A 23642-nucleotide genomic window follows, 5' to 3' on the forward strand; every position below is an offset into this window, starting at 1 on the left:
GCAAAACAGCGGGTCTTTTTAGCAAAGATATAGATGTCTAAAGTGAATAAATGGCAATATACGCCCGCGTGGAATAAAAACATTCTTTATGAAGATAAATTCAGCCGCCACGGATGAATAAACAAACAACTAATAACCTGACGTCTTGATGAAAACGTTCATTATTTAACCATTACTTTCCTATTTAATTGATATTAATACTTTTTATTATTATATCTTTTTTATAGCAAAATAATTGAAGCAGCTAAACCCAGGGTGTCGCCGCGCCTGATTTATTTATTAGCGGGTAGTATCGCGGCGGTTCGGGCTGTGCGGAAATTAGCTATGGTTATGCGCTATTCTCATTTTAAGGTCAAATGCAAAGTGGTGTATGGTTTTGACCATGCTCCAGGAATACCTATCTCATCATGAGGTTAAAAATGACCACTGATAACGCCATAAAACGGATAGACGGCGCCATTGACCGTCGGCGGGATTACTATATCGCCGTCAGCAATGATATACACGCGCATCCTGAAACCGGCAATAATGAATGTTATGCCAACCGCGTATTGACCGGCCTGCTGGCCCAGGCGGGATTTGACGTCACCTCGAATGTGGCCGGCCATGAAACCGCGTTCTATGCCGTCAAGGATAGCGGAAAACCCGGCCCGGGCATTGCCTATCTGGCGGAATATGGCGCCCTGATCGCCATCGGCCACGCCTGTTGACACAATATTATCGGCGTCACCAGCATCGCCGCCGCCATCGCGCTGGCGGAAGCCTTGCCGCTGACCGGCGGCGGGACTCAGAGACAAGAAAGAAAATAGTTACCACTGATGACAAACCCGCCTCAAAGGCTGCGCAAGTTTGCCACCCTCACCACAATAATCTTGGCAAGGATGATGTTGATGAACACCACGCGGTTAAATGCGGCCCTGCTTGTTATGTGCTCGGCCCTGCCCTGGTACGCCAATGCGCTGCACGCCGCCCCGGCAACCGGCGGCGGCGCCCTGAATATCGCTTATGGCAACCGGCCCGGCACGCTGGATCCCTATCTCACCACCAATAACGCCACCTCGGACGTCGACCGCCATATATTCGAAGAGCTGTTTGTCATTAACGATAAATTTGAGCCGGTGCCCGAGCTGGTCGATCGGTACCAGCTCAGCGACGATCGGCTGGTCTATACCTTTACCCTGCGCGACCATATCGTTTTCCAGAACGGCCAGCCGCTGACCGCGGATGACGTGGTCGCGTCCATGAACCGCTGGCTGGCGTTGTCCACCCAGGGCAAGGCCAACCTGCCGGGCGCGGCGTTTACCAAGATCGATCCGTTAACCGTGCGATTAACGCTGAAAACGCCGTCGCTGATTACGCTTAATATCCTGGCCGATGTGAAGAATATCGCCGCCATCATGCCCAAAAGCATTATCGACCGGGCCAATGAAACCAAAGGTCCGGTGACCGAGCTGATTGGCACCGGACCCTACCGGCTGGCGGAGTTTAAGCAGGGCGAGTTTCTGCATCTCGCCCGCAATGATGGTTATGTGTCACGCAGCGAACCGGCCAGCGGCCTGTCGGGTAAAAAGAACGCCTACGTGAAAGATATCTATTTCCGTTATGTTACCGATGAATCCACGCGGCTGGCGGGAGCGCTGACCGGTGAATACGATCTGGTGTTCAACCTGCCCAAGGACAATATCGATACCCTGAAACAGGCCCCCGGCGTGACGTTATTTACCCCTGATACCGGCGGTTCGCTTATCACCTATTTATTTAATAAAAAGACCGGGCCCTTTGCCGACGTCAAACTGCGCCAGGCGTTTAATACCGCGCTGGATGTCGATAGCGTCCTGCTGGCCGGATACAGCGATCGCCGTTTTTTTCGCGCCGATTCCTCGCTGGGATTTCCACAGCAGGTGGACTGGTATAGCGGGGTCGGCAAGCCTTTCTATAACGTCAATAAGCTCGACGAGGCCAGGAAGCTGGTCAAGGAATCCGGATACCAGGGGCAAGAGGTGGTGATCATCGCCACCAAGGAATATGCCGAACTTTACAACCTGGCGATAGTCGCCCAACAGGTGCTCAAGCAAATCGGCGTAAAGTCGCGGCTGGATGTATATGACTGGCCGACGGTATTGCAGCGGCGCCAGGATCCCAAAAACTTTGATCTGTGCGCCCTGGAATTTTCCATGCGCCAGGTGCTGCATCAATACCCGTTCCTCGACTCGCGCGCCAACTTCCCCGGCTGGTCGAACAGCCCCGGGATCGACAGCGTCCTCGATCAGATTAAACAGGCGCCCTCGCTCAAGGAGGCCAAACCCCTGGTGGATAAGCTGCACGTCCTGACCTGGCAATATCTGCCGGTGATTGTACTGGGCCATACCCAGCCTGAGCCTATCGCCGTCAAGGACAGCGTGAAAGGTTATACGGATTTAATCGGCCCGGTGTTATGGAATGTCCAGGTTACGGATAAACAATAACCATCGCCCCGCCGACGGCAGGCAAGGATAAACCGATGTTATGGTATGCGATGCACCGCCTTTTGGCGCTGATCCCGGTGTTGCTGGTGGTGGCCGTCGTGGTGTTCTGCCTGGTGCATCTTGCGCCGGGTGACCCGGTGCTGGTGATTCTCGGCAATGATGCCCGGCCAGAGGACATACTGGCGATGCGCGATCGGCTCGGCCTTAACCGGCCGTTAATTGAACAGTTCTGGTTATGGTTTTCCCGGATCCTGCAAGGCGATCTGGGCCGTTCCCTGTTTATGCAGGAAAGCGTGGCCTCTTTGTTCACGCAACATCTGAAACCCACGCTGTCGCTGGCGTTGCTGGCGCAAAGCATGGCCATGCTGCTCGGTATCCTGGGCGGCATCGCGGCGGCTTACCGGCGCGGACGCTTTACCGATCGCCTGATTATGGGATTGTCGACCTTCGGCCTCTCGATTCCGGGCTTTTTGCTCGGCCTGTTCCTGATCTTCTTTTTTGCCGTCCACCTGCGCTGGTTTCCGGTGATCGGCTATAAATCCGACCACCTGAGCCTGTGGCAAAACCTGTATTACCTGTGCCTGCCGGCGCTGGCGCTGGCCATCCGCATCGCCGCCCTGCTGGCGCGGATGACCCGCGCGGTGATGCTGGACGTGCTTAATGAGAACTATATCAAGACCGCCCGGGCCAAAGGCGTTTCCGAGCGGGCGGTACTGCTGCGCCATGCGTTTAAAAATGCCTGGATCCCGGTGCTTAATATCTGCGGCGAATCCTTCGGATCCCTGGTGACCGGCGCCATCGTGATTGAAAGCGTGTTCGGCATTCCAGGCGTCGGGTCATTGATTATCGACTCTATTGAGCGGCGGGATTTTACCGTTATCCAAGGGTCGGTATTATTGATTACCACCAGCTATGTGCTGATTAACCTGGTAGTCGACCTGTCGTTCGGGTTTATCGATCCGCGTATCAACGTTAAGGCATGAAGTTTTCCAAGGGGTAAATGCCAATGCGCGACGTTAATTCAAACACAAGGAAAACGCAGATGCCATTGTTATACCACAATAAAATGATGCTATCCGGCGGCGCCATACTGCTTTTCATGGTGATACTGTCCCTGGCCGGCGGGTATTTCAGCCCGTACGATCTTTATGCCCTCGATCCGCTCAGCCGCTTAAAAAGCCCGACCCTGCAACACTGGTTCGGCACCGATAACTTCGGCCGCGATCTGTTTGCGCGGGTGGCCTACGCGATTCGCATCTCCCTGTTGGTGGGGCTTTCGGTCGCCGTGGCCGCCGGCGTGTTCGGCATGATAACCGGCCTGCTGTCGGCCTGGTACCGGCAGGTGGACCTTATTGCCATGCGCATCTGTGACGGTTTGTTCGCCTTCCCTTCGCTGCTGTTGGCCATCGCCATCGTCGGCATCCTGGGACCGAACACCCTGAATGTGGTGCTGGCGCTGGCGCTGGTCTATATCCCCTCGGTTGCGCGGGTGGTGCGCTCGGCGGCGCTGGTGATAAAGGAGAAAAATTACATCGAGGGCCTGCGGTCGCAGGGAGCAACCGATGGCCGCATTATCTGGTGCCATATCATGCCGAATGTGATATCGCCTTTTATCGTGCAGATCACCTTTATCTTCTCCGTAGCCATCCTAACCGAGGCGGCGTTGAGTTTTCTCGGCTCCGGCGTTCCGGCGCCCATGCCGAGCCTGGGCAATTTGTTACTGGAAGGCAAAAAGGTCATCTTCACCTCCTGGTGGATGACCTTTTTTCCCGGCATATCGATTATTATCCTGATCTTTGCGCTCAATATCATCGGCGATGGGCTCAGGGATCTCCTTGACCCCAACGTTCGCCCCCTGTCCCGGCGCGTGCTGGGTTTGTTAAGAGCCAGGCCGTAGACCATGATCTCCAGCACCGGCCCGCTGTTGACGGTTAATGACCTGTCGGTAATGATAGCCACCGAAAATGGCGTTGTCAGGCCGGTGCGCGGGGTTTCCTTCGAGGTGCAACAACATGAAACCCTGGGAATCATCGGCGAATCCGGCTGCGGCAAAAGCGTCACCGCCGAATCCATCATGGGATTGCTGGATCCCGGGATCGCCGCCGTGCGGGGCGGCGTGCGGTTCAACGGCCGGGATTTGCTCGGGTTGTCCGCGCGCGCGCGGCGCGCCATACAGGGCAACACGCTGTCGATGATTTTCCAGGATCCGCTTTCCAGTTTAAACCCGCTGATGACCATCGGCCGCCAGATCGACGAAAGCCTGCGGCTTCACGCCGGCCTGCCCCAAGGGCGGCGGAAGGCGCGGATTATCGAGCTGCTGTCCCAGGTGGGCATTAACGATCCGCTGCGCTGCTCCACCGCCTATCCGCATGAAATTTCAGGCGGCATGCGCCAGCGGGTAATGATCGCCATGGCCATTGCCTGTCATCCGGCGCTGCTGATTGCCGATGAGCCGACCACCGCCCTGGATGTGACGATACAGGCGCAGATCCTGGCGCTACTGGAATCCCTGAAAGCGGCCAACGGCATGGGCATCATCCTCATTACCCACGATCTCTCGGTGGTCGCACAAATGTGCCAGCGGGTTATCGTTATGTATTTAGGGGAAGTCGTGGAGGAAGCCGATGTCATGACCTTGTTTGACCGGCCACGTCATCCTTATACCCGTGGTTTGATGGCGGCGATCCCGGGTACGCGCGCCGCGCGTAAGTCGATACTGACGGAAATCAAGGGCAGCGTGCCGCCGCCGAGCGAAAGCCCGGCCGGCTGCGGTTTTGCGCCCCGCTGCCCGTTTGCCGGGGCAATTTGCCGCCGGCATCCGCCGCTTGACATGGTATCGGACGGGGGCGCGACCGGCGGCCCGGACTCCCCCCGCCATGCCGTGCGCTGCTGGAAAGCCGGGGAACTCGACCGGGGGACCGCGTAATGGACCAAAACCACCCTGGTTCGCCTCCCCTGCTGAGCGTCCGGCATCTTACCAAAACCTTTAAGGTCCGGGAGGGATTCCGCCGCCGTAGGGTCAATGCGGTGGATGACGTCAGCTTTCATATCAACGCGGGGGAAACCTACGCCCTGGTGGGCGAATCGGGCAGCGGCAAAAGCACCACCGGCAGGACCTTGCTGCGGCTTATCGACGCCACCTCGGGGCGCGCCGATTTTGCCGGCAGGGATATTTTCAGCCTGTCGGCGGCGGCGCTGCGCGAACTGCGCAAAGATATCCAGATGATATTCCAGGACCCGCTGTCATCCCTGGATCCAAAGCGCACCATCGGTTACAGCGTGGCGGAGCCGTTGCTGATCCATGGCATCGGCGACCGGGCAGAACGCCAGGACCGGGTCGGGCGGCTGCTCACCAGGGTCGGCTTCAGCCCGGCGGACGCCAAACGCTATCCCCATGAATTTTCCGGCGGACAGCGACAGCGGATAGGCATCGCCAAGGCGCTGATCCTTAATCCCCGGCTTATTGTCTGCGACGAACCGGTCTCGGCGCTGGATGTCTCCATTCAATCACAGATCCTTAACCTGCTGCTGCAGCTGCAGCGGGAAAACAACTTTGCTTATCTGTTTATCGCGCACGATCTCGGCGTAGTGCGCCATATCGCCGATCGTATCGGCGTGATGTATCGGGGACGCCTGGTTGAGGAAGCACCGACGGATACGTTGTTTGCCGCCGCCCGGCATCCCTATACCCAGTATTTACTGGCCTCGATTCCGCCGTCCCATCCGGGTTTGAGGATTGCCCCGGCCCGCCCGCCGGCAGCCAACGCCGGCGCGGATCGCACGTCCGGCCGGGGCTGTGTCTTCAGCGGCAAATGCCCGCATGCGGCGGCGCATTGTTTTGAGCAGGTTCCGGTTGAACGCATCCTCGGCGACAGGCATCATGTTGCCTGTCATTTATTCAGCTGACCGGCCCGGGCCGGTTAGGCCAAACGACGCCGCGCATGCGGGTATCCGGCCATGCCCCATCAGGATTTTTATGACGATAGCGAAAGATAACGCCACCGCGCAAACGTTAACGGATGCCCGCGCCGGCCGAAGGGTGTTGAGCGCCACCAGCCTGGCGCATTTATATCATGACGGCGCCACCGACATGCACTACCTGCTGTTTGCCATATGGCAGCAGCAGTTCGGCCTGTCGATGATGCAGATCGGGTTGCTGAAGACGCTTTTTTCGGGATCCCTGGCCGTATGGCAAATCCCGGCGGGCGAATTGGGCAAAAAGTTCGGCGAGCGCAAACTGCTGATAGCCGGCACGCTGTTATTATCCTCGGCGTTATTTTTATATGCTTTCTCCAGCGGCATCATTCAGCTTATGGCGCTGATTATTCTCGGCGGCATGGGGGCCAGCGTGCAGCACCCATTGGCCTCGAGCTATATTTCACACCGTTTCGCCGCCCGGCAAACCCGGCTGGCCCTAAGTACCTATAATTTTTTTGGCGATGTCGGCAAAAGCCTGATTCCCAGCGCCATCTCAGGCTTGTTATTGATCGTCTCCTGGGGCACATCGGTACAGGTTATCGCGGCGCTGGGTTGCGTGACGGCGGCCGGCCTGCGTTTTTTACTGCCCAGAAAAGTCACCGGGCCGCTATCCGCCGCGCCGCGCGCCGCCCCGCCCGCCGGCGCCGCCCCGGAAAACGCCCTACTGCCGGAGGCACGGCGTAAGTTCGCCTTTGCTTGTTTATGTATGATCGGCAGCCTGGATAACGCCACGCGCGCGGGCACCCTGACCTTCCTGCCCTTTTTACTGGCGGCCAAAGGGGCGACGCACGCTGAAGTCGGCTTCGCGTTAACCGCCATTTTTATCGGCGGCGCCTGCGGTAAATTAGCCTGCGGCGCGCTGGCGCCATGGCTGGGAATATTACGCACCGTGGCCGTCAGCGAAGCGCTAACCGCCGGATTGATCATCGCGTTGTTATTTACTCCCTTATCGGTCAGTTATCTGTTATTTATTCCGTTGGGCATTGCGCTGAACGGCACGTCGTCCATATTGTACGGCACCGTGGCGGAGCTCGCCAAACCCGGCCAGCAGACCCGTGCGTTCTCTATTTTCTACACCATTTCACTTGGCTGCGGGGCGATAATGCCCATCGCTTACGGCGCGCTTGGCGATCATATCGGTATTGTCCCCGCGTTAAGCATTGTGGCGCTGATGCTTATCGGCGTGATACCGCTGCTGCTGCCGTTAAGGATCATCGCCAAATAAACCGGCGGCCCGGCGGCCGCGCAGGGAGGTTGCCGATGCGCCATCGCAGGTTTAGGCGGTAATGAATACCCATTTTTATAACTTATGGCTATATTTAGCCAACTAATAACCTGCCGGACAGCTTCTCAACGATAATCGCCCGCTGTCCGTAAAGAGGGGCGTCATGGCAGCAGCCGTAGCAATATTCATCCTCACCATCGTATTGGTTATTTGGCAACCCAAGGGACTGGGCATCGGCTGGAGCGCCATGCTCGGCGCCGTGCTTGCCCTGCTGAGCGGGGTGGTGCACGTGGCGGATATCGCGGTGGTGTGGCAGATTGTCTGGAACGCCACCGCCACCTTTATCGCCATCATTATCATCAGCCTGCTGCTGGATGAATCCGGCTTCTTTACCTGGGCGGCGTTACACGTCGGCCGCTGGGGAAACGGACGGGGCAGGCTGCTGTTTAGCTACACCATCCTGCTGGGCGCCGCGGTGTCCGCCCTGTTTGCCAATGACGGCGCGGCGCTGATCCTCACCCCTATCGTCATGTCCATGCTGCTGGCGCTGGGTTTCAAGCGCAGCTCCACCCTGGCGTTTGTCATGGCGGCGGGCTTTATCGCCGACACCGCCAGCCTGCCGCTGGTGGTGTCGAACCTGGTGAATATCGTTTCGGCGGATTATTTTACCTTGGGGTTCAATGCCTATGCCTCGGTCATGGTGCCGGTAAATTTCGCCGCGGTTGCCGCTACCCTTATCACGCTGCACTTGTTTTTCCGCCGCGAGATACCGGTAAAGTATGATCTAACGCGCCTGCCGGCGCCAAAGGACGCCATTCGCGATAAGGCCACCTTCCGTGCCGGTTGGGTGGTTTTACTGCTGCTGTTGGGGGGATTTTTCGGCCTTGAACCCTTGGGTGTCCCGGTCAGCCTGATTTCCGCCGTAGGGGCGCTGATACTGTTTGCCGTGGCGAAAAAGGGCCATGCCATCGACACCGGCAGGGTATTGCGCGGCGCGCCCTGGCAAATCGTTATTTTTTCGCTGGGAATGTACCTGGTGGTGTATGGGCTGCGCAACGCCGGGCTGACCCACTCGCTGTCCGCGCTGTTAAGCCGGTTCGCCGCCCATGGCCTGTGGGCGGCCACCCTTGGCACGGGATTCGTGACGGCGCTGTTATCCTCCGTCATGAATAACCTGCCCAGCGTGCTGGTCGGGGCGTTGTCCATCGAAGGCAGCACGGCAACCGGGGTCATTAAACAGGCGATGATCTACGCCAATGTCATCGGCTGCGATCTCGGCCCCAAAATCACGCCCATCGGCAGCCTGGCAACACTGCTTTGGCTGCATGTCCTGGCCAAAAAGAACCTGAACATTTCCTGGGGATATTATTTTCGCGTCGGGGTGGTGATGACCTTGCCGGTACTGTTGGTCACGCTGGTGGCGCTGGCGCTGAGATTATCGTGCCATCATTGACCTGAGGCGCGGCCAGGCCATGGCAACCGGACCGCGCCGCCGATATCAGTTTTTCATTACCGCGTATTTACCCGGTCCCACCAGCATGATAATCAGGCCGCCGAAAAAATAGAGTGCTTCCGTTTCCAGCGCCCAGGCGCCAACTTCCGTCAGTTTATAAAAATGTCCCATGCCGACCAATAATGTAGCCACCAGCAGATTAAACGCAAAAATAAATCCCGCTAGGCGGGTCATAAATCCGACAATAATCATAATAGGGGCGATGATTTCGCCGATAAATGCGCCATAGGCAATAAAACCGGGCAGGCCGTGGCTCTGCAATAAATCTGCAATCCAGCCGACGCCGTGCTGGGTTTTGGCATAACCGTGAAACAACATCAATATGCCGAAAGTCAGGCGTAGCAACAGCTTACCCGCATTGGGGCCATCAACGAAACGTGCAAATCCATTATTAATAGCAGTAAACATAAGGGTTATCTTCTATGATATTCGTCACAATGTAGGGCTACGTTACCCGACATTCACTCAGGTATCTAATCAAATAAACTGATAAAGTTAATCAAAAAAGTATGCTGATAATAAATACATTTACCTGACCGGTATAAATATCCTATTTTCCCGGCAATATAAAAATATAATTTACCCCGCGTCCGCGGGTGATAATACCGCGGTTGATTATAGCCGTTCAATGTTTCTGCAACCAAATAATAAAAAGAATGCCGAATTACCGGTTTATGCGTGCGCCTTACATGAAAATATAACCGGCGGTAAAACCCGCTGCCGGCAATGACGTCCGGTCAGCCTATCCCGGCCTGATGCAGATCGTGCAGATTAAGCGCGCCGACCAGCCTCCCCTTAACATCCACCACCGGCGCGGCGGTGATATGTTGCTGATGCAACGCCTCCAGCGCGGCCCCGGCGCGCCATTCCTCGGGCAACAGGTAGCCCGGCCGGGTCATGGCCGGCGCGATGGGTTCATCCAGCCTACGCCCTTTTACCAGCCAGCGGCGCAGATCGCCGTCGGTAAACACGCCCGCCACCCGGTTTTCAGCATCACAGACCGCTACCAGCCCCAGGCCGGTACGGCTCAGTTCCAGCATCGCGGCCATCACGCTATCCTGCCGGTCGATCTTCGGCAATTGCCCGCCGCGACGCATCACATGATGCACCCGGTTCAACAGCCTGGCGCCCAGACTGCCGCCGGGATGCGAGCGGGCAAACTGCTCGGCGTCAAATCCGCGGTAACGCATCAGCGCCATGGCCAGCGCGTCACCGATCATCAGGGTGTTCACCGCGCTCGAGGTCGGCGCCAGCCCCATCGGACAGGCCTCCCGCGCCACCCCGACGTCCAGCACACAGGCGGCGGCCCGGGCCAGCGGCGAATCGGCGTTGCCGGTAACGGCAATCACCGGTATGTCGCTTTCCGCCAGCAGGGGCAAAATCAGGCGCAGCTCTTGGGCGCGGCCGGAGTAGGAGATAAACACCACCACATCCTGCCGGCCTATCATGCCCAGATCCCCATGCAGCGCCTCGGCGGGATGGACAAAAAAGGCCGGCGTGCCGGTGCTGGCCAGCGACGCGGCAATTTTTTTGCCGATATGCCCCGACTTGCCCATACCGGAAATCACCACTTTGCCCCGGCAGTCCAGCAGCAGCCTGCAGGCGCGCGACACGCTGCCGTCCAGGCGATCGCGCATGCGCCGCGCTTCGGTTATTTCGATATCCAGGGTTTCCCGCGCATATTCCAATAATATGTCATTCATCATCTTCTCCCACCAACATCACCTCGATGCCCATTTCCCGCAGCGCGGCAAGGTAAACGGGGTTGATATCGCGGTCGGTGATCAGCAGATGCACGGCACTCAGCTCACAGACGACATTCGGGCTTTTACGGCCGAATTTCGATGAATCCACCAGCAGGATCAGCTGCTGCGCCGCCCGGCACATGGCCTGGCTAACCGTATGGACTTCGTTGAAGGTGGTGACCCCGGCGTTCAAATCCACCCCGTCGGCGCCGATAAACAGCTTATCGAAACTAAAATGGGAAAACGCCGCCTCGGCCAGGCTACCGTGAAACGATGCGGAGTTTTTACGATAGGTGCCCCCGGGCATCAGAATGGTTTGATCGTTATCCAATTCCACCAGTTCATTGACAATCGTCAGGCTGTTGGTCATCACGGTAATATTGTTGAACTGCGCGAGGTACGGCACCATTTGCAGCACGGTGCTGCCGGCGTCGAAGATCAGGGAATCGCCGTCATTGATCAGGCCGGCCGCCCGGCGGGCAATCTGTTTTTTCTTGGCGGTGTTGATATGGGTTTTCCGGTCGATGGGCTGATCGCCCTCTTCCCGGCTCAGGACTACCCCGCCATAGGTACGGATAACCGCCCCTTCCTCTTCCAATAAGGTCAAGTCCTTGCGAATGGTGGTACCAGTGGTGGCAAAACGGCTGGCAAGTTCCTCCACCGCCGTTTTACCGTACGTTTGCAAGTGTTCCAGAATTGCTGCGTGGCGTTGCTTTGGTTTCATAACGATTTCCGAACCGACAGGTAAAATAACGTTCCGGGGGATATTATACCCTGAACATCATTCCAAATAAAAGGTGTTACCTTTTAAAATGAAAATATCACAATTTCGGTTTAATCGCCAACGACAGCGCGGTTTGCAATGCCGGATCTTTTGGGAACAGCGCATAAGGGATAAGCTGCTCTTTTGACAGGCCGATAAGCGCCGTCAACCGCCGCGGGCGCGCAAATACCGTGATGCCGCGCAGGATAAAGCCGTCGCATACCCGGTGCTCGCCGTCAAAGGCCAGCGCCAGCACCACCCTGGCCTTAAAACGGCCCGCGGAGCGGCCCACGCCCACCGCGCCCTGGCGGCACAGGGCGTCAAAGGCGCGGTTAAAGCTGCGGATTTGCCATCCGCCCAGGATAATCTGGCCCATCCAGGCCAGTACCGCAATCAACACCAGCAGCGAGGTTGCGCCCATCCGTCGTTCTCCTTGGGGGGAAATTGCCCGCCGGAGGCTTCCGGCGGGGCCGCGCCGGTCAGAACATCACCTGCCCGCCGGTAATATTGATCGATTGACCGGTACAGTAGGACGCTTTGTCACTGGCATAAAACAGCAGCATATTCAGCACATCCTGATATTCGCAGCCGCGTTTCAACGGGACCTTGTCGATATAATATTGTTCGACCTGATCCGCGCGCAGCCCGAGCTTTTGCGCATACTGCGGCAACAGCGACTGGAACATGGGCGATTTAAGCAAATTGCCCAGCATCAGCGAATGGACGGTGATGCCGTACTCCGCCAGATCCAGCGCCAGTGATTGGGTCAGCCCCACGCCGCCGAACTTGGCGGCGCTATAACCCGAGTTATGCTTACTGCCCACTTTACCTGATTTGGAGTTTATCTGGATAATCCGCCCGGCGACGCCGTCACGGATCATCAATTTGGTAAACTCGCGCGCGCACAGGAAATACCCCACCAGATTAACCTGTAACGACAGATCGAAATCCACCAGGTTAAACTGGGTAATGGGCGCCGCCTTGGCAAGGCCCGCGCTGTAGACCAGCAGGTTCACCTGACCGAACTGCCCGTCCACCGCCTTGGACAAGCGTATCACGCTCTCTTCATTCGTCGCGTCGACGCCAAAACCAAATGCCGTATCCTCACCCAGACGTGCGTTGATATCGGACGCGACCTGCCAGGCATGCTGCGCATTTAAATCGGCCACCGCTACTCTATAACCGGCCTCTGCCACGCCCGCGCATAAAAAGGCCCCAAGGGTTTGGCCACCACCAATGACTACCGCAACCTGCTTCATATACTGCTCCTACATGATAATAAATTAAGCCTGAATGGTTAACGCGCTGCCAACCGGAACATCAACCGGGGTCGCACCGGCGACATGGATGGTGCCGGGATATTCGGCCTGCGCCGCGCCATCAAACCTTATGGTGATATGGCCCAGCTCGCGCAGGTTGTTATCCGCCACCTCACCCACCGCCGTAATGGGGAACACCTCGTTGGCCAGGGTCAAGGTGGCGCCGGCTTCCAACTCTCCTTGCATATCGCCGGGACGGTGAATAAAACAGTAGGCCTCGATATCTTCCGGCGCGCCTTCCCGAAAGGTAATGAGCATATTGTCGGCCAGCGATTCGCGCGCATAATCACCGACACGCGTAAAGGTGGTCTGGTAAATCGTCTGCATACATACTCCAAAATCCGTTGATATTAATGGTAAATAAACCCGGACACCGCCCAGGCCAGCAAGACGGTGGGCGCGCCGGTCAAAAAACGGCCGACCAGCACCGAAGGCACGCCAACCCGGACCGTATCCTGCTTGGCTTCGGCCAATGACAACCCGACCGGGATAAAATCGGCGGCCGCCTGGGCATTAATGGCAAACAGCGCCGGCAGCGCCAGATGGGGAGGAATATGGCCCTGGCCAATCTGCACGCCGACCAGAACACCGATAACCTGCGCTATTACCGCGCCGGGGCCGAGAAACGGCGACAGCAGCGGAAAGGAGCAGATCAGCGCCAGCGTCACCAGGCCAATGGGACTATTGGCCAGCGGCGTCAGGCCGTGGGCGATAAAGTCACCCAGGCCCGAGGCGATGATGATGCCGATAAGCGCCGACACGAAGGCCATAAAAGGCAGGATGGTTTTCAGCACGGTATCGATGGTTTCACGTCCGGCCTGGAAGAACACCGCCACCACCGATCCCATGCCCATGCCGACTTTCGCCAGCAGTCCGTCGCTTTGTTCGGTAATTTTTTTACTGGTGTCGTAATCGCGGCCCGGGGCCTTGGCCGGCGGGCTTTCGTCCCGGGTGGGCTGATGGGCGCCCGGCTGCGGCGATGGCGCGGCGTCAAGGTCGGATTCGTCATCCGCCACCCGTTGAATATTCTGTTCACGCACGCCGGAGACGTAAATGTCCTCCAGGATAAATTGCGCCAATGGTCCGGAGCGGCCGGTGGCATGGATATTGACGGTGGGAATGCGGCGCTTGGGGTAGATGCCGCAGCGCAGCGTGCCGCCGCAATCAATCACCACCACGCCAATCTCGTCCGCCGGCGGCTCGCCTTCCCTGAAACCATCCACCGCCGGCCAGCCGGTGAGCCGGCTCAGGCGATCGACAATCGCCGGACGCGTGCCCGCCGTGATATACACCACTTTTTTGCCCGGCACGGCCTCGATCAGTAGGGGACCGCCCCAACCGCTTTCGCCTTTTTCAATACGAATAAACGTGTTCATCGCCTTCTCCTGGGGTTACAAGCGGACATGCTGATCAAGTTGGATACGCATTTTGCGTTCAAAAATCGAGGTGGTCAGATCGGTTATCCACCCGCGGAAAAAGTTGGTGAACATCCCCACCAGCAGGTAACTCACCGCCAGCGGCCCCAGCGGCAGGTTTAGCGTAGTCAACCCGTTGGCGATACCGAGATAGACAAATAACTCACCCGGATTGATATGGGGAAACAGGCCGTTCATGGAATGGCAACTGTACGAGGCGGCGGCGTAATAGCTGGGTTTGTATTTTTCCGGCATAAAACGCCCCAGGCTCAAGGTCATGGGATTACAAAAAACAAAGGTGCCAATCACCGGCAGCAGCAGATAACGCGATACCGGATTACCCGCGCAGCGTTGGGCCAGGCGTTCGATCCTGCCCTGGCCGACAAAGACGATCAGGGCGTTCATGATAACCAATAAACTGATAAGCAGCGGGAGGATGCCGGTCACCATACCGACAAACACCGACCCGCCTTTTTGAAACAGGCCGATAAACCACTCGGCGCCGTGGGCGATCACCTCAATCATATTTTTCTCCATTCGTGGTAAATAGGCGGAAAAGCACCTTTGCCGATGGGGGGCATCGACGTATTGCGCTGCTTAAGATATCCGTCTTAGCTTATGTTTTGTTAGATATGCATCACATTATGAAAGTTATTTCTTTTGAAATGAAATATTATTAATTGATTTTTACTTCTCAATAAAAGATTAGCTTTCAGGATTTGTAGATAAACGGACCCATACGGGTCCTGTGCTCAGCAGGGGGGATGGCGAAAGCCGGCTTCAGCGTTAAGGTGATAATTCGGTATCAGCGCCGCCCTTCGGCCGCCATGCGCAGGGCAAGCCCCGCCAATACGCTGGCCATTATCCAGCGCTGCAGGGTAAGCCATAACGGCCGGGCGCCGAAGAAGGCGGCGATGCTGGCCGCCGACCACGCAATCAGCGCATTAACGCTGACGCTGATGATAATTTGCGTCAATCCGAGCATCAGCGACTGGCTGAATATATGGCCGTGAGCCGGAATGATAAACTGCGGCAGCAGCGACAGATACAGTATCGCCACCTTGGGATTCAATATACTGGTGAGCAGTCCCATGGCGAAGAGCCTTGGCGTGCTGTCTCGCGACAGCCGCCTGACCTGGAAGGGGGAAGACCCATCACGCCTTACCGCCTGCCATGCCAGATAAAGCAGGTATAACGCCCCGGCAAAGCGCAATGAGTCATAGGCAAAAGGAATGGCCATTAATAACGCCGTGATGCCCAACGCGGCAAAGAGCATATAAAATACAAACCCCAGCGCCACGCCGCCCAGCGAAATCATTCCGGCTTTTGGCCCCTGGCATACCGAACGGGAAACCAGATAAATCATATTCGGCCCCGGCGTCAGCACCAGACCCAGCGCAATGGCGGCAAAAGGAAGGAATTGAGAGGTTTCCAGCATAAGGATATCCCTAGCAAGTTGATGCAGGTCACCGCCATGATACCCAAGAATAAAGGGCAAGAATATGTTTTTACCGCCGCCCGCCCGCCGCATTTGCGCGGGTGCGCTAATAAACTAACGCGATATCCTCCATGGCCGGGAAAAATCAATCATCAATAAATTTAATGGTTATTCGGCAGGCATGTTGATTATTAAAACGCTGGGCCACGCCATGCTAAAACTTTATATACGGCGGTAACATCAACATCCAGCCGCATTTTTCGCCCGGCCGGCCAGCCGCCCGCGAGAATCACTATTTATAACGTCTTTTACAGGTAAAGATAACGAAAATATTGCTAACCCGGCGTTGACCAGATCTTCACAATGGGTCCATTACATGTAAAACTAAATTCACCGATTTCATCAAGATAAATAATCAAATAGCCCCTGGCCCGTGGACAGTATTCACAGGTTAGGGCCATAGATAATCCCTATTGGACTTATTGATTTAATTCCAATCCTTTGGCGTAATCATGAATACTTCCAGCATCACGGTTTTACTGGTTGAAGACGATGAACCCATGCGCATGGAGTTCGAGTCCATGGTATTAAGCCATCCCCGCTTGACGCTGGCGGGCAGCGTCTCTACCTTAAGCGATGCATGGACGCTGCTGCGGCATACCGTTCCGGATGTCGCCATTATCGATCTGGGCCTGCACGACGGCGACGGGATTGAACTGATCAAATCGTTGCAGCAGCAGGCGTCCCGGACGGCGGTGCTGGTGGCCACCATCTTCGGCGACGAGGCCCATGTGATCCGCGCCATCGAAGCCGGCGCGCGCGGATATCTGCTCAAAGATACATCCCTTGATGAATTCGCCAGGGCGGTGGAGCTGGTGCATGCCGGCGGCGCGCCGTTATCGCCGCAAATCGCCCGTCATCTGCTAAAACGATTTGAACCGGTGGAAAAATCCAGCGCGACGGCGCGGCCGGATGCCCTGACCGCGCGCGAAGTCGATATCCTCCGGCATATTTCACAGGGATTTACCGTGGCGGAATCCGCGCGCATGCTTAATATATCGACGCATACCGTCGCTACCCATATCAAAAATATCTACAGTAAACTGGCCGTTCACAACCGGGTAGAAGCCATTATCCAGGCACGGAACCAGGGCCTGATTTAATGCGCGCGACACGCAGGCGATGGATGTGGTCGTGGTGTGCAACGGCGCTCCTGCTGCCGCTGCTGTCAAGCCTGGCGCTGCTTGCCGACGCCGCGGCGCCGCTGGACATCGATCCCGACGAACCGCATAACACGGTACTGCTGGATCGCGCCGAATTTATCATCAACAGCGACTGCACGCCGCCGGCGCGGCATGGCGCCACGGTGACGTTGCCGGATAACTGGCGTTTGCGCGCGCCGACGCTAAACGGTATCGCCTGGTATCGGCTGGCCTTTCATCTCGACTCGCTGCCGGAGCAGCCGCTGGCCTTATACCTGCCGCATCTTTCGGTGGCGGGGGAAATCTGGCTTAACGGATCGCTGCTTAATCCGGGGGTACGGTTCAACGACATCGCCGGGCGGCATGTGGTGCCGATGAATGAGTCGCCGTTATATATAGTATTACCAGCCGGTTTATTCCGTAACGGCGATAACCAGCTGGCCGTCAGGCTGGAGGGGGACAGCGCGCTGCGCAGCGGTCTTTCCGCCATCCGCCTGGGGCCGGCATTGTCGCTGCGCGCCGTGTGGTTCGAGCGGTATCTGCTGCAGGTCATTGTGCCTTATGTGCTCCTGGTGCTCATTGCCGGCTCCCTGTGTTTCCTGGTGGCCTATACCTGGCGGCAAAGGCGCCTGTTTATTATCCAATTCGCCCTGCTGGCCTCACTGGCCACGCTGCTCGCCTACCTGGCCGACCTGGCTATTCCCCTGGGCGCCCAGGAGGCCCTGCGGGTCATTATTACCACCATCATGTACTGGGCGCTGTGCGTGGCGGGTTATCGTCTTTCCGGCGCGCGGCTGCGCTGGTTCCCGCCATTGCTGCACGGGCTTACCCTGCTGACGATCATTATCGTCATCGCCACGATGATCGTGGGCGAGGCGACGGATCGCACCTGGCTTATCACCTGGCCCCATGTGGCGTTTCGCCTGGTGCCCATCGGCCTGTTGCTGGCCCGTGGCTTGAAAACGCGCTCGGTTAAGCTCATTGCCTTATCCTCGACCGGGCTGCTATGGACGCTCACCGTCGCGCAGTCCTATTTAATCATCATGGAATGGCTGCCCTGGGATAGCTTCCGCTGGAGTTTTGTCGGCGCCCTGCCGTTTTGTATTGTCATGATCTACTTCTTTGCCGAGCGGTTTATTATCGATCGCGAAGGCAGCCAGATTGAAAAGCGCGCGGCCATTGTCGCCGAACGGGCGCGCATCCTGCAGGATATGCACGACGGCATGGGCGCGCAGCTGATTACCGCCCTGCGCCTGGCGCGCCGTCATGACAGCGACCCGGAGGAACTGGCCCGCCATATCGAGGAGTCATTGCAGGATTTACGCCTGATTATCGACTCGCTGGATCTGACCGAGCACGACCTGCTGCCGCTGCTGGGAAACCTGCGCTTTCGCCTGCAGCCGCGCCTGAGCGCGCTGGGCATCAACCTGGAGTGGGATGTGTCGCCGATCCCTTCCCTGAACTACCTGACGCCGGAATCCGCGCTGTCCATACTGAGGATAGTGCAGGAAGCCATTAATAATGCGTTGCAGCACGCGCAGCCGTCCCGTATCCGCATCGAGATCAAACCGGTGGGTGAGGAAGTGGTCATCCGGGTGTCCGACGACGGCCACGGCATGTTGCCCGAGATTGTCCGCCCCGGCTCCCACGGGCTGGCCGGCATGCATTCGCGGGCCAATAAGCTTGGCGCGCGCCTGACGATACAGGGCGGGCCGGCGGGCACGGAAATAGTGCTTTATCTCCCACTTTTCGGATAGGGATGATATTATTTCACGATAATACCCTAAACAGGGTATGCGTCCCGCCCGCGTAATCCGTACACTTCATTCCAGTAGAGTGCTGACCGCCGGACTTTTTGGCGGGTAGCAAAAGCACCCTGCCAGCGTCCGCTCGTTAAAGTATAAGGCACACAGCATAGTTATATTACGTTATTATTGCACTAGGTGATAAAATGCAAATCATGCTACCTGTAATAGGTTTATTCTTGTTGATTGCGTTAATGGTATTCTCCCTGTTAATGCATCAAAAAAATAAAGATAAAACAAGATTACCGAACAGATATACAGAAATCAGATCCAAGAAAAGACTTAAATTGTTCCATTAAAAATAGGATTATCCTTATTATCATGTCTACTATTCCACCCGACAAGCCCATTGGGTGGAATAGCTTTTTTATTATCCACCACCGCTATTTTCCTTTAATTATTTTCCCCGAACGGCTTTATCGCGGGCATTATTTCGCCGTAATCAGACCAAGGTCCATACCCGCGTTTTGCAACGCCCGGCATGGCCGCCCGCTCCTGGCAACCGGGACTAAAATCCGGATAGCCGCCCCCTACGCAACATACGGCGCATTGCAGGGTGGCGTTTGGGCTCCAGTTTCCTTAATATGAAGATATCATCTGATTGCAAAAGGTTTGGCTCGCATTGGCGATCAGAGGTATCGCGATGACGGGTGACGGCACATTTTGCTGTATATTTTCTTATAGGGTTCATATTCATGGAAACGATTCTCAGGCACCTTCCGGTCAACCAACGTGTAGGTATCGCCTTCTCCGGGGGCCTGGATACCAGCGCCGCACTGCTTTGGATGCGTCAGAAAGGGGCGGTGCCTTATGCCTATACCGCCAACCTGGGCCAGCCGGATGAAGAAGATTACGACGCCATCCCGCGCAAGGCGCTGGCCTACGGCGCGGAAAAAGCCCGGCTCATCGACTGTCGCCGGCAACTGGTGGCGGAAGGCATTGCCGCGCTGCAATGCGGCGCATTCCACAATAGCACCGCCGGGGTAACTTATTTTAACACCACGCCGCTGGGCCGCGCGGTAACCGGCACCATGCTGGTGGCCGCGATGAAAGAGGACGGGGTGAACATCTGGGGCGACGGCAGCACCTATAAAGGGAACGATATCGAACGTTTCTATCGTTATGGTTTGTTGACCAATGCCGACCTGAAAATCTATAAACCCTGGCTGGACACCGACTTTATCGATGAACTGGGCGGACGCCATGAAATGTCGGAATTCATGACCCAGGCCGGGTTCGATTATAAAATGTCGGCTGAAAAAGCCTACTCCACCGATTCCAATATCCTCGGCGCCACCCATGAAGCCAAGGAACTGGAGTTCCTTAACTCCAGCGTAAAAATCGTTAACCCGATCATGGGCGTCAAATTCTGGGACGAGAACGTGCGGGTGGCGGCGGAAGAAGTTACGCTCCGCTTCGAGCGCGGCCTGCCGGTGGCGATTAACGGCGCCACCTTCGGCAGCCAGGTTGAACTGATGCTGGAAGCCAACCGGATCGGCGGCCGCCATGGGCTCGGCATGAGCGATCAGATTGAAAACCGCATTATCGAAGCCAAGAGCCGCGGCATCTACGAAGCCCCCGGCATGGCGCTGCTGCATATAGCCTATGAGCGCCTGGTCACCGGTATCCATAATGAGGATACCATTGCCCAATACCACGCTAACGGACGTCAGCTGGGCCGCCTGCTCTACCAGGGCCGCTGGTTCGATTCGCAGGCGCTGATGCTGCGCGACTCGTCGCAGCGCTGGATTGCCAGCGAGATCACCGGCGAGGTGACCCTGGAGCTGCGGCGCGGCAATGATTATTCCATTCTCAATACCGTTTCGGATAACCTGACCTATATGCCGGAACGCCTGACCATGGAAAAAGGCGATTCCGTCTTCTCGCCTGAAGACCGGATCGGCCAGTTGACCATGCGCAACCTGGATATCGCCGATACCCGGGAAAAGCTGATCAACTACATGAGCACCGGCCTGCTGTCCGCCACGGACAACAGCGGCCTGCCGCAGCTGCAAGATAAAACCGGCAAATAATTTTATGATTTTTACTGATAAACGGCGCTGAATTATCAGCGCTGTTTATCAGCCGTTGTGTTATTTGCCGTTAGAATAAGGTGCCTGGATCGTTTTCTTTTCACGCTACAGACGTATTATCTTCGTCAAAATATTTTCAGTAAACTTATTTTACTGGAAACAAAATTTATTTCACTTACCATTATTTTTATAGCATTAAATTCGTGAAATCATTTATTAGGAAAAATAGCTTTGTATGACTGATGTATATAATAATGCACCTGTAAATTTTTTTTTATCGAACGACAATGTCATCCTCGACGGCGCCAGCGAGAACACTGCCAATGCGTTAACGGGGCGGTGTAACAATATACGCAACGACCAAACCGATTCTCGTCGTAGCGCAGCAGCGGCTGATGACACCTCGGTTATGATAATTAACCCGCTGGAAAACGCCGTACAGCCGATCGCTATACCAACGGCTAAAAACCTGCAGCAAAAGATATGGGATAAGTTTTTTGTCCTGTTCACCGGGATTCGCGCCGATGACCGCTTGCCTCAAGGCCGGTTGGTGGCCGGCAACCGGCACGCGGCCGGCGCAATGGCAGCGGCGAATCACGCCGGCTCGCGCCCTGTCCCCGATGATGATGAAGACTGGACGAGCGTCGCAGATTCATTGCGCGCTGCCGTCGACAGCCTTCCCGTTAAAACCGCCTATCGCAATCCGGCGCAGCCGAAGTGTGCCCGTCCGCCCCGTTATCCCGCCTTACCGGGTGAAAATACCGTCTACGCCATCAGGCTGAAAACCTATATCCGGGAAACCGTGCTCAATGAGGTCAACCCCGACGGCAGGCCACCCCTATGGTTAAGGCCGCTGGCGGCCGTCGCCTCCTGGCTGGGTATTCACGGCGTAGGGCAAACCAACTGCCTGTCATGCGCCACGGCGGTGGCCGATACCCTCAGGCAGGGCGTATTGCACCGTGCCGATCCGCATCTGCGCGGCGGCAGTCCCGATGAGTTTGCCACCTTCGGCAACGTATCCAGGACGCTGTTCGACTCCACCGGTGAATTAGCCGGCAGGCTCGGTCAGGGCGGAGATATCAACGCGGTATTGACCCTGGTGCGGCCACGCTGGCGCCGGCTGTTCAGCCCGGTGGCCGGACATGCCTGCAATATTATCAAGACCGGCGATATCATCCATCTGGTTGACGCGCAGAAAAAAAGCTACGTCACCGTCGATCAAACCCATGGCCAGGCCGCCATCCATAAGGCGCTGCTGCGTTTCCTCGGTCCGCTGTCGGCCGACAGGGGCGCGATCAGCCTGGGCAATATCGGCTTTTACCCGCCCCCGGCGGGGTGATGCCGCGTCCTGGCGCCAATCCGCTCAGCGCCTGATTCGCTTGCAAGATGATAATTGATACGTATTATCAATTATCATCTATTCATCGCCGCGGCACTCCCTTATGGCTGTTTATCCGTCCCGTCCCGACCTCTCCCCGCCCGCCATGCTCCTGCCGGACGTTCACACCGGCTGCTGCATCGTCGGCGGCGGTCCCGCGGGCCTGATGCTGGGCTACCTGCTGGCCAGGGCCGGCGTCGCCGTCACGGTACTGGAAAAACATGCGGATTTCCTGCGTGATTTCCGTGGCGATACCATTCATCCATCGACGCTTGAGATAATGCATCATCTCGGTTTACTGACGGAGTTCCTGGCCCTGCCGCACCAGCGGGTGGAAAAACTGCGCGGTGAATTTCACGGCGAAACCGTCACCCTGGCGGATTTCTCCCACCTGCCCACCCGGTGTAAATTCATGGCGTTTATGCCGCAGTGGGAGTTCCTGAATTTCCTGGCGAACCACGCCGAGGCTCTGCCGGGCTTCACGCTGCTGCGCTCCACCACGGCGCGGGAACTGCTCAACGCCGACGGGCGGGTATGCGGCGTCGTGGCCGCCGGCACGGACGGGACGCCGCTGCGCATCCACGCCGCCCTGGTGGTCGGGACCGACGGCCGGCAGTCCATGGTGCGCGCCGCCGCGAGCCTGCCGGTGCGTGAATTCGGCGCGCCCCGCGACGTGGTATGGATCAAGCTGCCCAAGCAATCCGGCGATGCGAACCAGGCCAGCGGCCACGGCGGCCCCAAAAATAATTTTATCATGCTGGATCGCGGCGACTACTGGCAGTGCGGCTATAGCATCGAAAAAGGCAGTTTTGACAGCCTGCGCCGGCAGGGGCTGGCGGCTTTTTTGCGGCAGGTGGCCGATGTTGCGCCGTTCAGTTATGACCGTTTTGCCGACGCGATCGGCGATTGGCCGCAGGCTAAACTGCTGGTGATTCGCATCGATCGTTTGCAACAATGGGCCGCGCCCGGCGTATTATGTATCGGTGACGCCGCCCATGCCATGTCGCCCATCGGCGGCATCGGGGTCAACCTGGCGATCCAGGATGCGGTGGCGACGGCCAATCTGCTGGCCGCCCCCCTGTTAAAAGGCCGCGTCAGCCTGAGGCAGTTAAACCGGGTGCAGCGGCGCAGGCGCTTTCCCACCTGGGCCTTGCAATCGTTGCAAATCATGATGACCGGTAAAAACAACCGGCCGCAAAAAAAGACGCGCGGGGCGTCCGCCTTCGGCGGCTGGATGCGGCGACAGCCCTGGGTGCCGTTGATCACCGGCCGTATTATCGGCCTGGGTTTTCGCGCTGAAACGCCAAGGCCCTTGCCGCCGGAAACGCCAAAATCGCCCCGCTAGGCCCTGGCAGAGAGCGGC

22 protein-coding genes are annotated in these 23642 nt (G+C 57.1%); 13 read left to right on the plus strand and 9 right to left on the minus strand.

The window, feature by feature from the left end:
- Positions 1 to 419 precede the first annotated feature (419 nt).
- The 8 genes from GRH90_RS03650 (at position 420) to GRH90_RS03685 (ending at position 9121) form a co-directional block, all read left to right on the plus strand.
- On the plus strand, positions 420 to 710 hold the full coding sequence (locus GRH90_RS03650; protein ID WP_376766056.1) for a zinc-binding metallopeptidase family protein: 291 nt from the start codon (positions 420 to 422) through the stop codon (positions 708 to 710).
- A 180-nt stretch (positions 711 to 890) separates the two neighbouring features.
- Entirely contained in the window at positions 891 to 2465 is a 1575-nt protein-coding gene (locus tag GRH90_RS03655) for an ABC transporter substrate-binding protein (RefSeq protein ID WP_246235853.1), read from the plus strand.
- Positions 2466 to 2500: 35 nt separating this feature from the next.
- Positions 2501 to 3448 (plus strand): ABC transporter permease, encoded by a 948-nt coding sequence (locus GRH90_RS03660; RefSeq protein WP_162364531.1) that lies wholly within the window; start codon positions 2501 to 2503, stop codon positions 3446 to 3448.
- Positions 3449 to 3507: 59 nt separating this feature from the next.
- Positions 3508 to 4362: an ABC transporter permease gene (locus GRH90_RS03665; RefSeq protein WP_162364532.1), complete on the plus strand. Its 855-nt coding sequence runs from the start codon at positions 3508 to 3510 to the stop codon at positions 4360 to 4362.
- Positions 4363 to 4365: 3 nt separating this feature from the next.
- On the plus strand, positions 4366 to 5391 hold the full coding sequence (locus GRH90_RS03670) for an ABC transporter ATP-binding protein (RefSeq protein ID WP_162364533.1): 1026 nt from the start codon (positions 4366 to 4368) through the stop codon (positions 5389 to 5391).
- On the plus strand, positions 5391 to 6371 hold the full coding sequence (locus tag GRH90_RS03675) for an ABC transporter ATP-binding protein (RefSeq protein WP_162364534.1): 981 nt from the start codon (positions 5391 to 5393) through the stop codon (positions 6369 to 6371). Before GRH90_RS03670 ends, GRH90_RS03675 begins: the two co-directional genes overlap by 1 nt.
- 70 nt (positions 6372 to 6441) lie before the next feature.
- On the plus strand, positions 6442 to 7668 hold the full coding sequence (locus GRH90_RS03680; RefSeq protein WP_162364535.1) for an MFS transporter: 1227 nt from the start codon (positions 6442 to 6444) through the stop codon (positions 7666 to 7668).
- Between the two features lie 163 nt (positions 7669 to 7831).
- A complete protein-coding gene (locus tag GRH90_RS03685; protein WP_162364536.1) occupies positions 7832 to 9121 on the plus strand; it encodes an arsenic transporter in 1290 nt (429 codons plus the stop codon).
- A 45-nt stretch (positions 9122 to 9166) separates the two neighbouring features.
- Here the strand turns inward: GRH90_RS03685 and GRH90_RS03690 are convergent, their stop codons facing one another.
- From GRH90_RS03690 to GRH90_RS03730, 9 genes are all read right to left on the minus strand, one after another.
- Positions 9167 to 9589, minus strand: coding sequence for a DoxX family protein (locus GRH90_RS03690; protein WP_162364537.1), 423 nt, complete (start codon positions 9587 to 9589; stop codon positions 9167 to 9169).
- A 329-nt stretch (positions 9590 to 9918) separates the two neighbouring features.
- Entirely contained in the window at positions 9919 to 10884 is a 966-nt protein-coding gene (gene gutQ, locus GRH90_RS03695) for an arabinose-5-phosphate isomerase GutQ (RefSeq protein ID WP_376766060.1), read from the minus strand.
- Complete coding sequence (srlR, locus tag GRH90_RS03700; RefSeq protein ID WP_162364539.1) at positions 10877 to 11650, minus strand: glucitol operon DNA-binding transcriptional repressor SrlR; 774 nt, start codon at positions 11648 to 11650, stop codon at positions 10877 to 10879. Before srlR ends, gutQ begins: the two co-directional genes overlap by 8 nt.
- 97 nt (positions 11651 to 11747) lie before the next feature.
- The gene (gene gutM, locus GRH90_RS03705; protein ID WP_162364540.1) at positions 11748 to 12110 is read right to left on the minus strand and encodes a transcriptional regulator GutM; all 363 of its coding nucleotides are present in this window, start codon (positions 12108 to 12110) and stop codon (positions 11748 to 11750) included.
- 58 nt (positions 12111 to 12168) lie between these two features.
- Positions 12169 to 12948, minus strand: a complete 780-nt coding sequence (gene srlD / locus GRH90_RS03710; RefSeq protein WP_162364541.1) for a sorbitol-6-phosphate dehydrogenase — start codon at positions 12946 to 12948, stop codon at positions 12169 to 12171.
- Between the two features lie 24 nt (positions 12949 to 12972).
- Entirely contained in the window at positions 12973 to 13335 is a 363-nt protein-coding gene (gene srlB, locus GRH90_RS03715; protein WP_162364542.1) for a PTS glucitol/sorbitol transporter subunit IIA, read from the minus strand.
- A 23-nt stretch (positions 13336 to 13358) separates the two neighbouring features.
- Positions 13359 to 14384: a PTS glucitol/sorbitol transporter subunit IIB gene (gene srlE, locus GRH90_RS03720; RefSeq protein WP_162364543.1), complete on the minus strand. Its 1026-nt coding sequence runs from the start codon at positions 14382 to 14384 to the stop codon at positions 13359 to 13361.
- 15 nt (positions 14385 to 14399) lie between these two features.
- Positions 14400 to 14948, minus strand: a complete 549-nt coding sequence (srlA, locus tag GRH90_RS03725; RefSeq protein ID WP_162364544.1) for a PTS glucitol/sorbitol transporter subunit IIC — start codon at positions 14946 to 14948, stop codon at positions 14400 to 14402.
- A gap of 280 nt (positions 14949 to 15228) precedes the next feature.
- On the minus strand, positions 15229 to 15861 hold the full coding sequence (locus tag GRH90_RS03730; protein WP_162364545.1) for a LysE family translocator: 633 nt from the start codon (positions 15859 to 15861) through the stop codon (positions 15229 to 15231).
- A 512-nt stretch (positions 15862 to 16373) separates the two neighbouring features.
- Here GRH90_RS03730 and GRH90_RS03735 point away from each other — a divergent pair.
- The 5 genes from GRH90_RS03735 (at position 16374) to GRH90_RS03755 (ending at position 23624) form a co-directional block, all read left to right on the plus strand.
- A complete protein-coding gene (locus GRH90_RS03735; protein WP_162364546.1) occupies positions 16374 to 17024 on the plus strand; it encodes a response regulator in 651 nt (216 codons plus the stop codon).
- A gap of 23 nt (positions 17025 to 17047) precedes the next feature.
- Complete coding sequence (locus GRH90_RS03740; RefSeq protein WP_162364547.1) at positions 17048 to 18820, plus strand: sensor histidine kinase; 1773 nt, start codon at positions 17048 to 17050, stop codon at positions 18818 to 18820.
- A gap of 743 nt (positions 18821 to 19563) precedes the next feature.
- Positions 19564 to 20901, plus strand: coding sequence for an argininosuccinate synthase (argG, locus tag GRH90_RS03745; protein WP_162364548.1), 1338 nt, complete (start codon positions 19564 to 19566; stop codon positions 20899 to 20901).
- Between the two features lie 409 nt (positions 20902 to 21310).
- The gene (locus GRH90_RS03750) at positions 21311 to 22240 is read left to right on the plus strand and encodes a toxin glutamine deamidase domain-containing protein (protein WP_162364549.1); all 930 of its coding nucleotides are present in this window, start codon (positions 21311 to 21313) and stop codon (positions 22238 to 22240) included.
- Between the two features lie 145 nt (positions 22241 to 22385).
- Positions 22386 to 23624 carry an FAD-dependent oxidoreductase gene (locus GRH90_RS03755; RefSeq protein WP_162364690.1) on the plus strand — a complete coding sequence of 413 codons (1239 nt, stop codon included), beginning with the start codon at positions 22386 to 22388 and terminating at the stop codon, positions 23622 to 23624.
- Positions 23625 to 23642 lie beyond the last annotated feature (18 nt).

It is taken from the genome of Acerihabitans arboris (genome assembly GCF_010131535.1).
GTDB classification, from domain to species: domain Bacteria; phylum Pseudomonadota; class Gammaproteobacteria; order Enterobacterales; family Enterobacteriaceae; genus Acerihabitans; species Acerihabitans arboris.

What these genes read in the sequence shown, in the direction of transcription:
- srlD (WP_162364541.1), bottom strand. Translation starts at nt 12,948, where the DNA reads ATGAAGCAGGTTGCGGTAGTCATTGGTGGTGGCCAAACCCTTGGGGCC.
- GRH90_RS03665 (WP_162364532.1), top strand. Translation starts at nt 3,508, where the DNA reads ATGCCATTGTTATACCACAATAAAATGATGCTATCCGGCGGCGCCATA.
- GRH90_RS03730 (WP_162364545.1), bottom strand. Translation starts at nt 15,861, where the DNA reads ATGCTGGAAACCTCTCAATTCCTTCCTTTTGCCGCCATTGCGCTGGGT.
- GRH90_RS03690 (WP_162364537.1), bottom strand. Translation starts at nt 9,589, where the DNA reads ATGTTTACTGCTATTAATAATGGATTTGCACGTTTCGTTGATGGCCCC.
- srlE (WP_162364543.1), bottom strand. Translation starts at nt 14,384, where the DNA reads ATGAACACGTTTATTCGTATTGAAAAAGGCGAAAGCGGTTGGGGCGGT.
- srlB (WP_162364542.1), bottom strand. Translation starts at nt 13,335, where the DNA reads ATGCAGACGATTTACCAGACCACCTTTACGCGTGTCGGTGATTATGCG.
- GRH90_RS03650 (WP_376766056.1), top strand. Translation starts at nt 420, where the DNA reads ATGACCACTGATAACGCCATAAAACGGATAGACGGCGCCATTGACCGT.
- GRH90_RS03685 (WP_162364536.1), top strand. Translation starts at nt 7,832, where the DNA reads ATGGCAGCAGCCGTAGCAATATTCATCCTCACCATCGTATTGGTTATT.
- GRH90_RS03750 (WP_162364549.1), top strand. Translation starts at nt 21,311, where the DNA reads ATGATAATTAACCCGCTGGAAAACGCCGTACAGCCGATCGCTATACCA.
- srlA (WP_162364544.1), bottom strand. Translation starts at nt 14,948, where the DNA reads ATGATTGAGGTGATCGCCCACGGCGCCGAGTGGTTTATCGGCCTGTTT.
- GRH90_RS03670 (WP_162364533.1), top strand. Translation starts at nt 4,366, where the DNA reads ATGATCTCCAGCACCGGCCCGCTGTTGACGGTTAATGACCTGTCGGTA.
- argG (WP_162364548.1), top strand. Translation starts at nt 19,564, where the DNA reads ATGGAAACGATTCTCAGGCACCTTCCGGTCAACCAACGTGTAGGTATC.
- GRH90_RS03735 (WP_162364546.1), top strand. Translation starts at nt 16,374, where the DNA reads ATGAATACTTCCAGCATCACGGTTTTACTGGTTGAAGACGATGAACCC.
- GRH90_RS03755 (WP_162364690.1), top strand. Translation starts at nt 22,386, where the DNA reads ATGCTCCTGCCGGACGTTCACACCGGCTGCTGCATCGTCGGCGGCGGT.
- srlR (WP_162364539.1), bottom strand. Translation starts at nt 11,650, where the DNA reads ATGAAACCAAAGCAACGCCACGCAGCAATTCTGGAACACTTGCAAACG.
- GRH90_RS03675 (WP_162364534.1), top strand. Translation starts at nt 5,391, where the DNA reads ATGGACCAAAACCACCCTGGTTCGCCTCCCCTGCTGAGCGTCCGGCAT.
- GRH90_RS03655 (WP_246235853.1), top strand. Translation starts at nt 891, where the DNA reads ATGAACACCACGCGGTTAAATGCGGCCCTGCTTGTTATGTGCTCGGCC.
- GRH90_RS03660 (WP_162364531.1), top strand. Translation starts at nt 2,501, where the DNA reads ATGTTATGGTATGCGATGCACCGCCTTTTGGCGCTGATCCCGGTGTTG.
- gutM (WP_162364540.1), bottom strand. Translation starts at nt 12,110, where the DNA reads ATGGGCGCAACCTCGCTGCTGGTGTTGATTGCGGTACTGGCCTGGATG.
- gutQ (WP_376766060.1), bottom strand. Translation starts at nt 10,884, where the DNA reads ATGAATGACATATTATTGGAATATGCGCGGGAAACCCTGGATATCGAA.
- GRH90_RS03740 (WP_162364547.1), top strand. Translation starts at nt 17,048, where the DNA reads ATGTGGTCGTGGTGTGCAACGGCGCTCCTGCTGCCGCTGCTGTCAAGC.
- GRH90_RS03680 (WP_162364535.1), top strand. Translation starts at nt 6,442, where the DNA reads ATGACGATAGCGAAAGATAACGCCACCGCGCAAACGTTAACGGATGCC.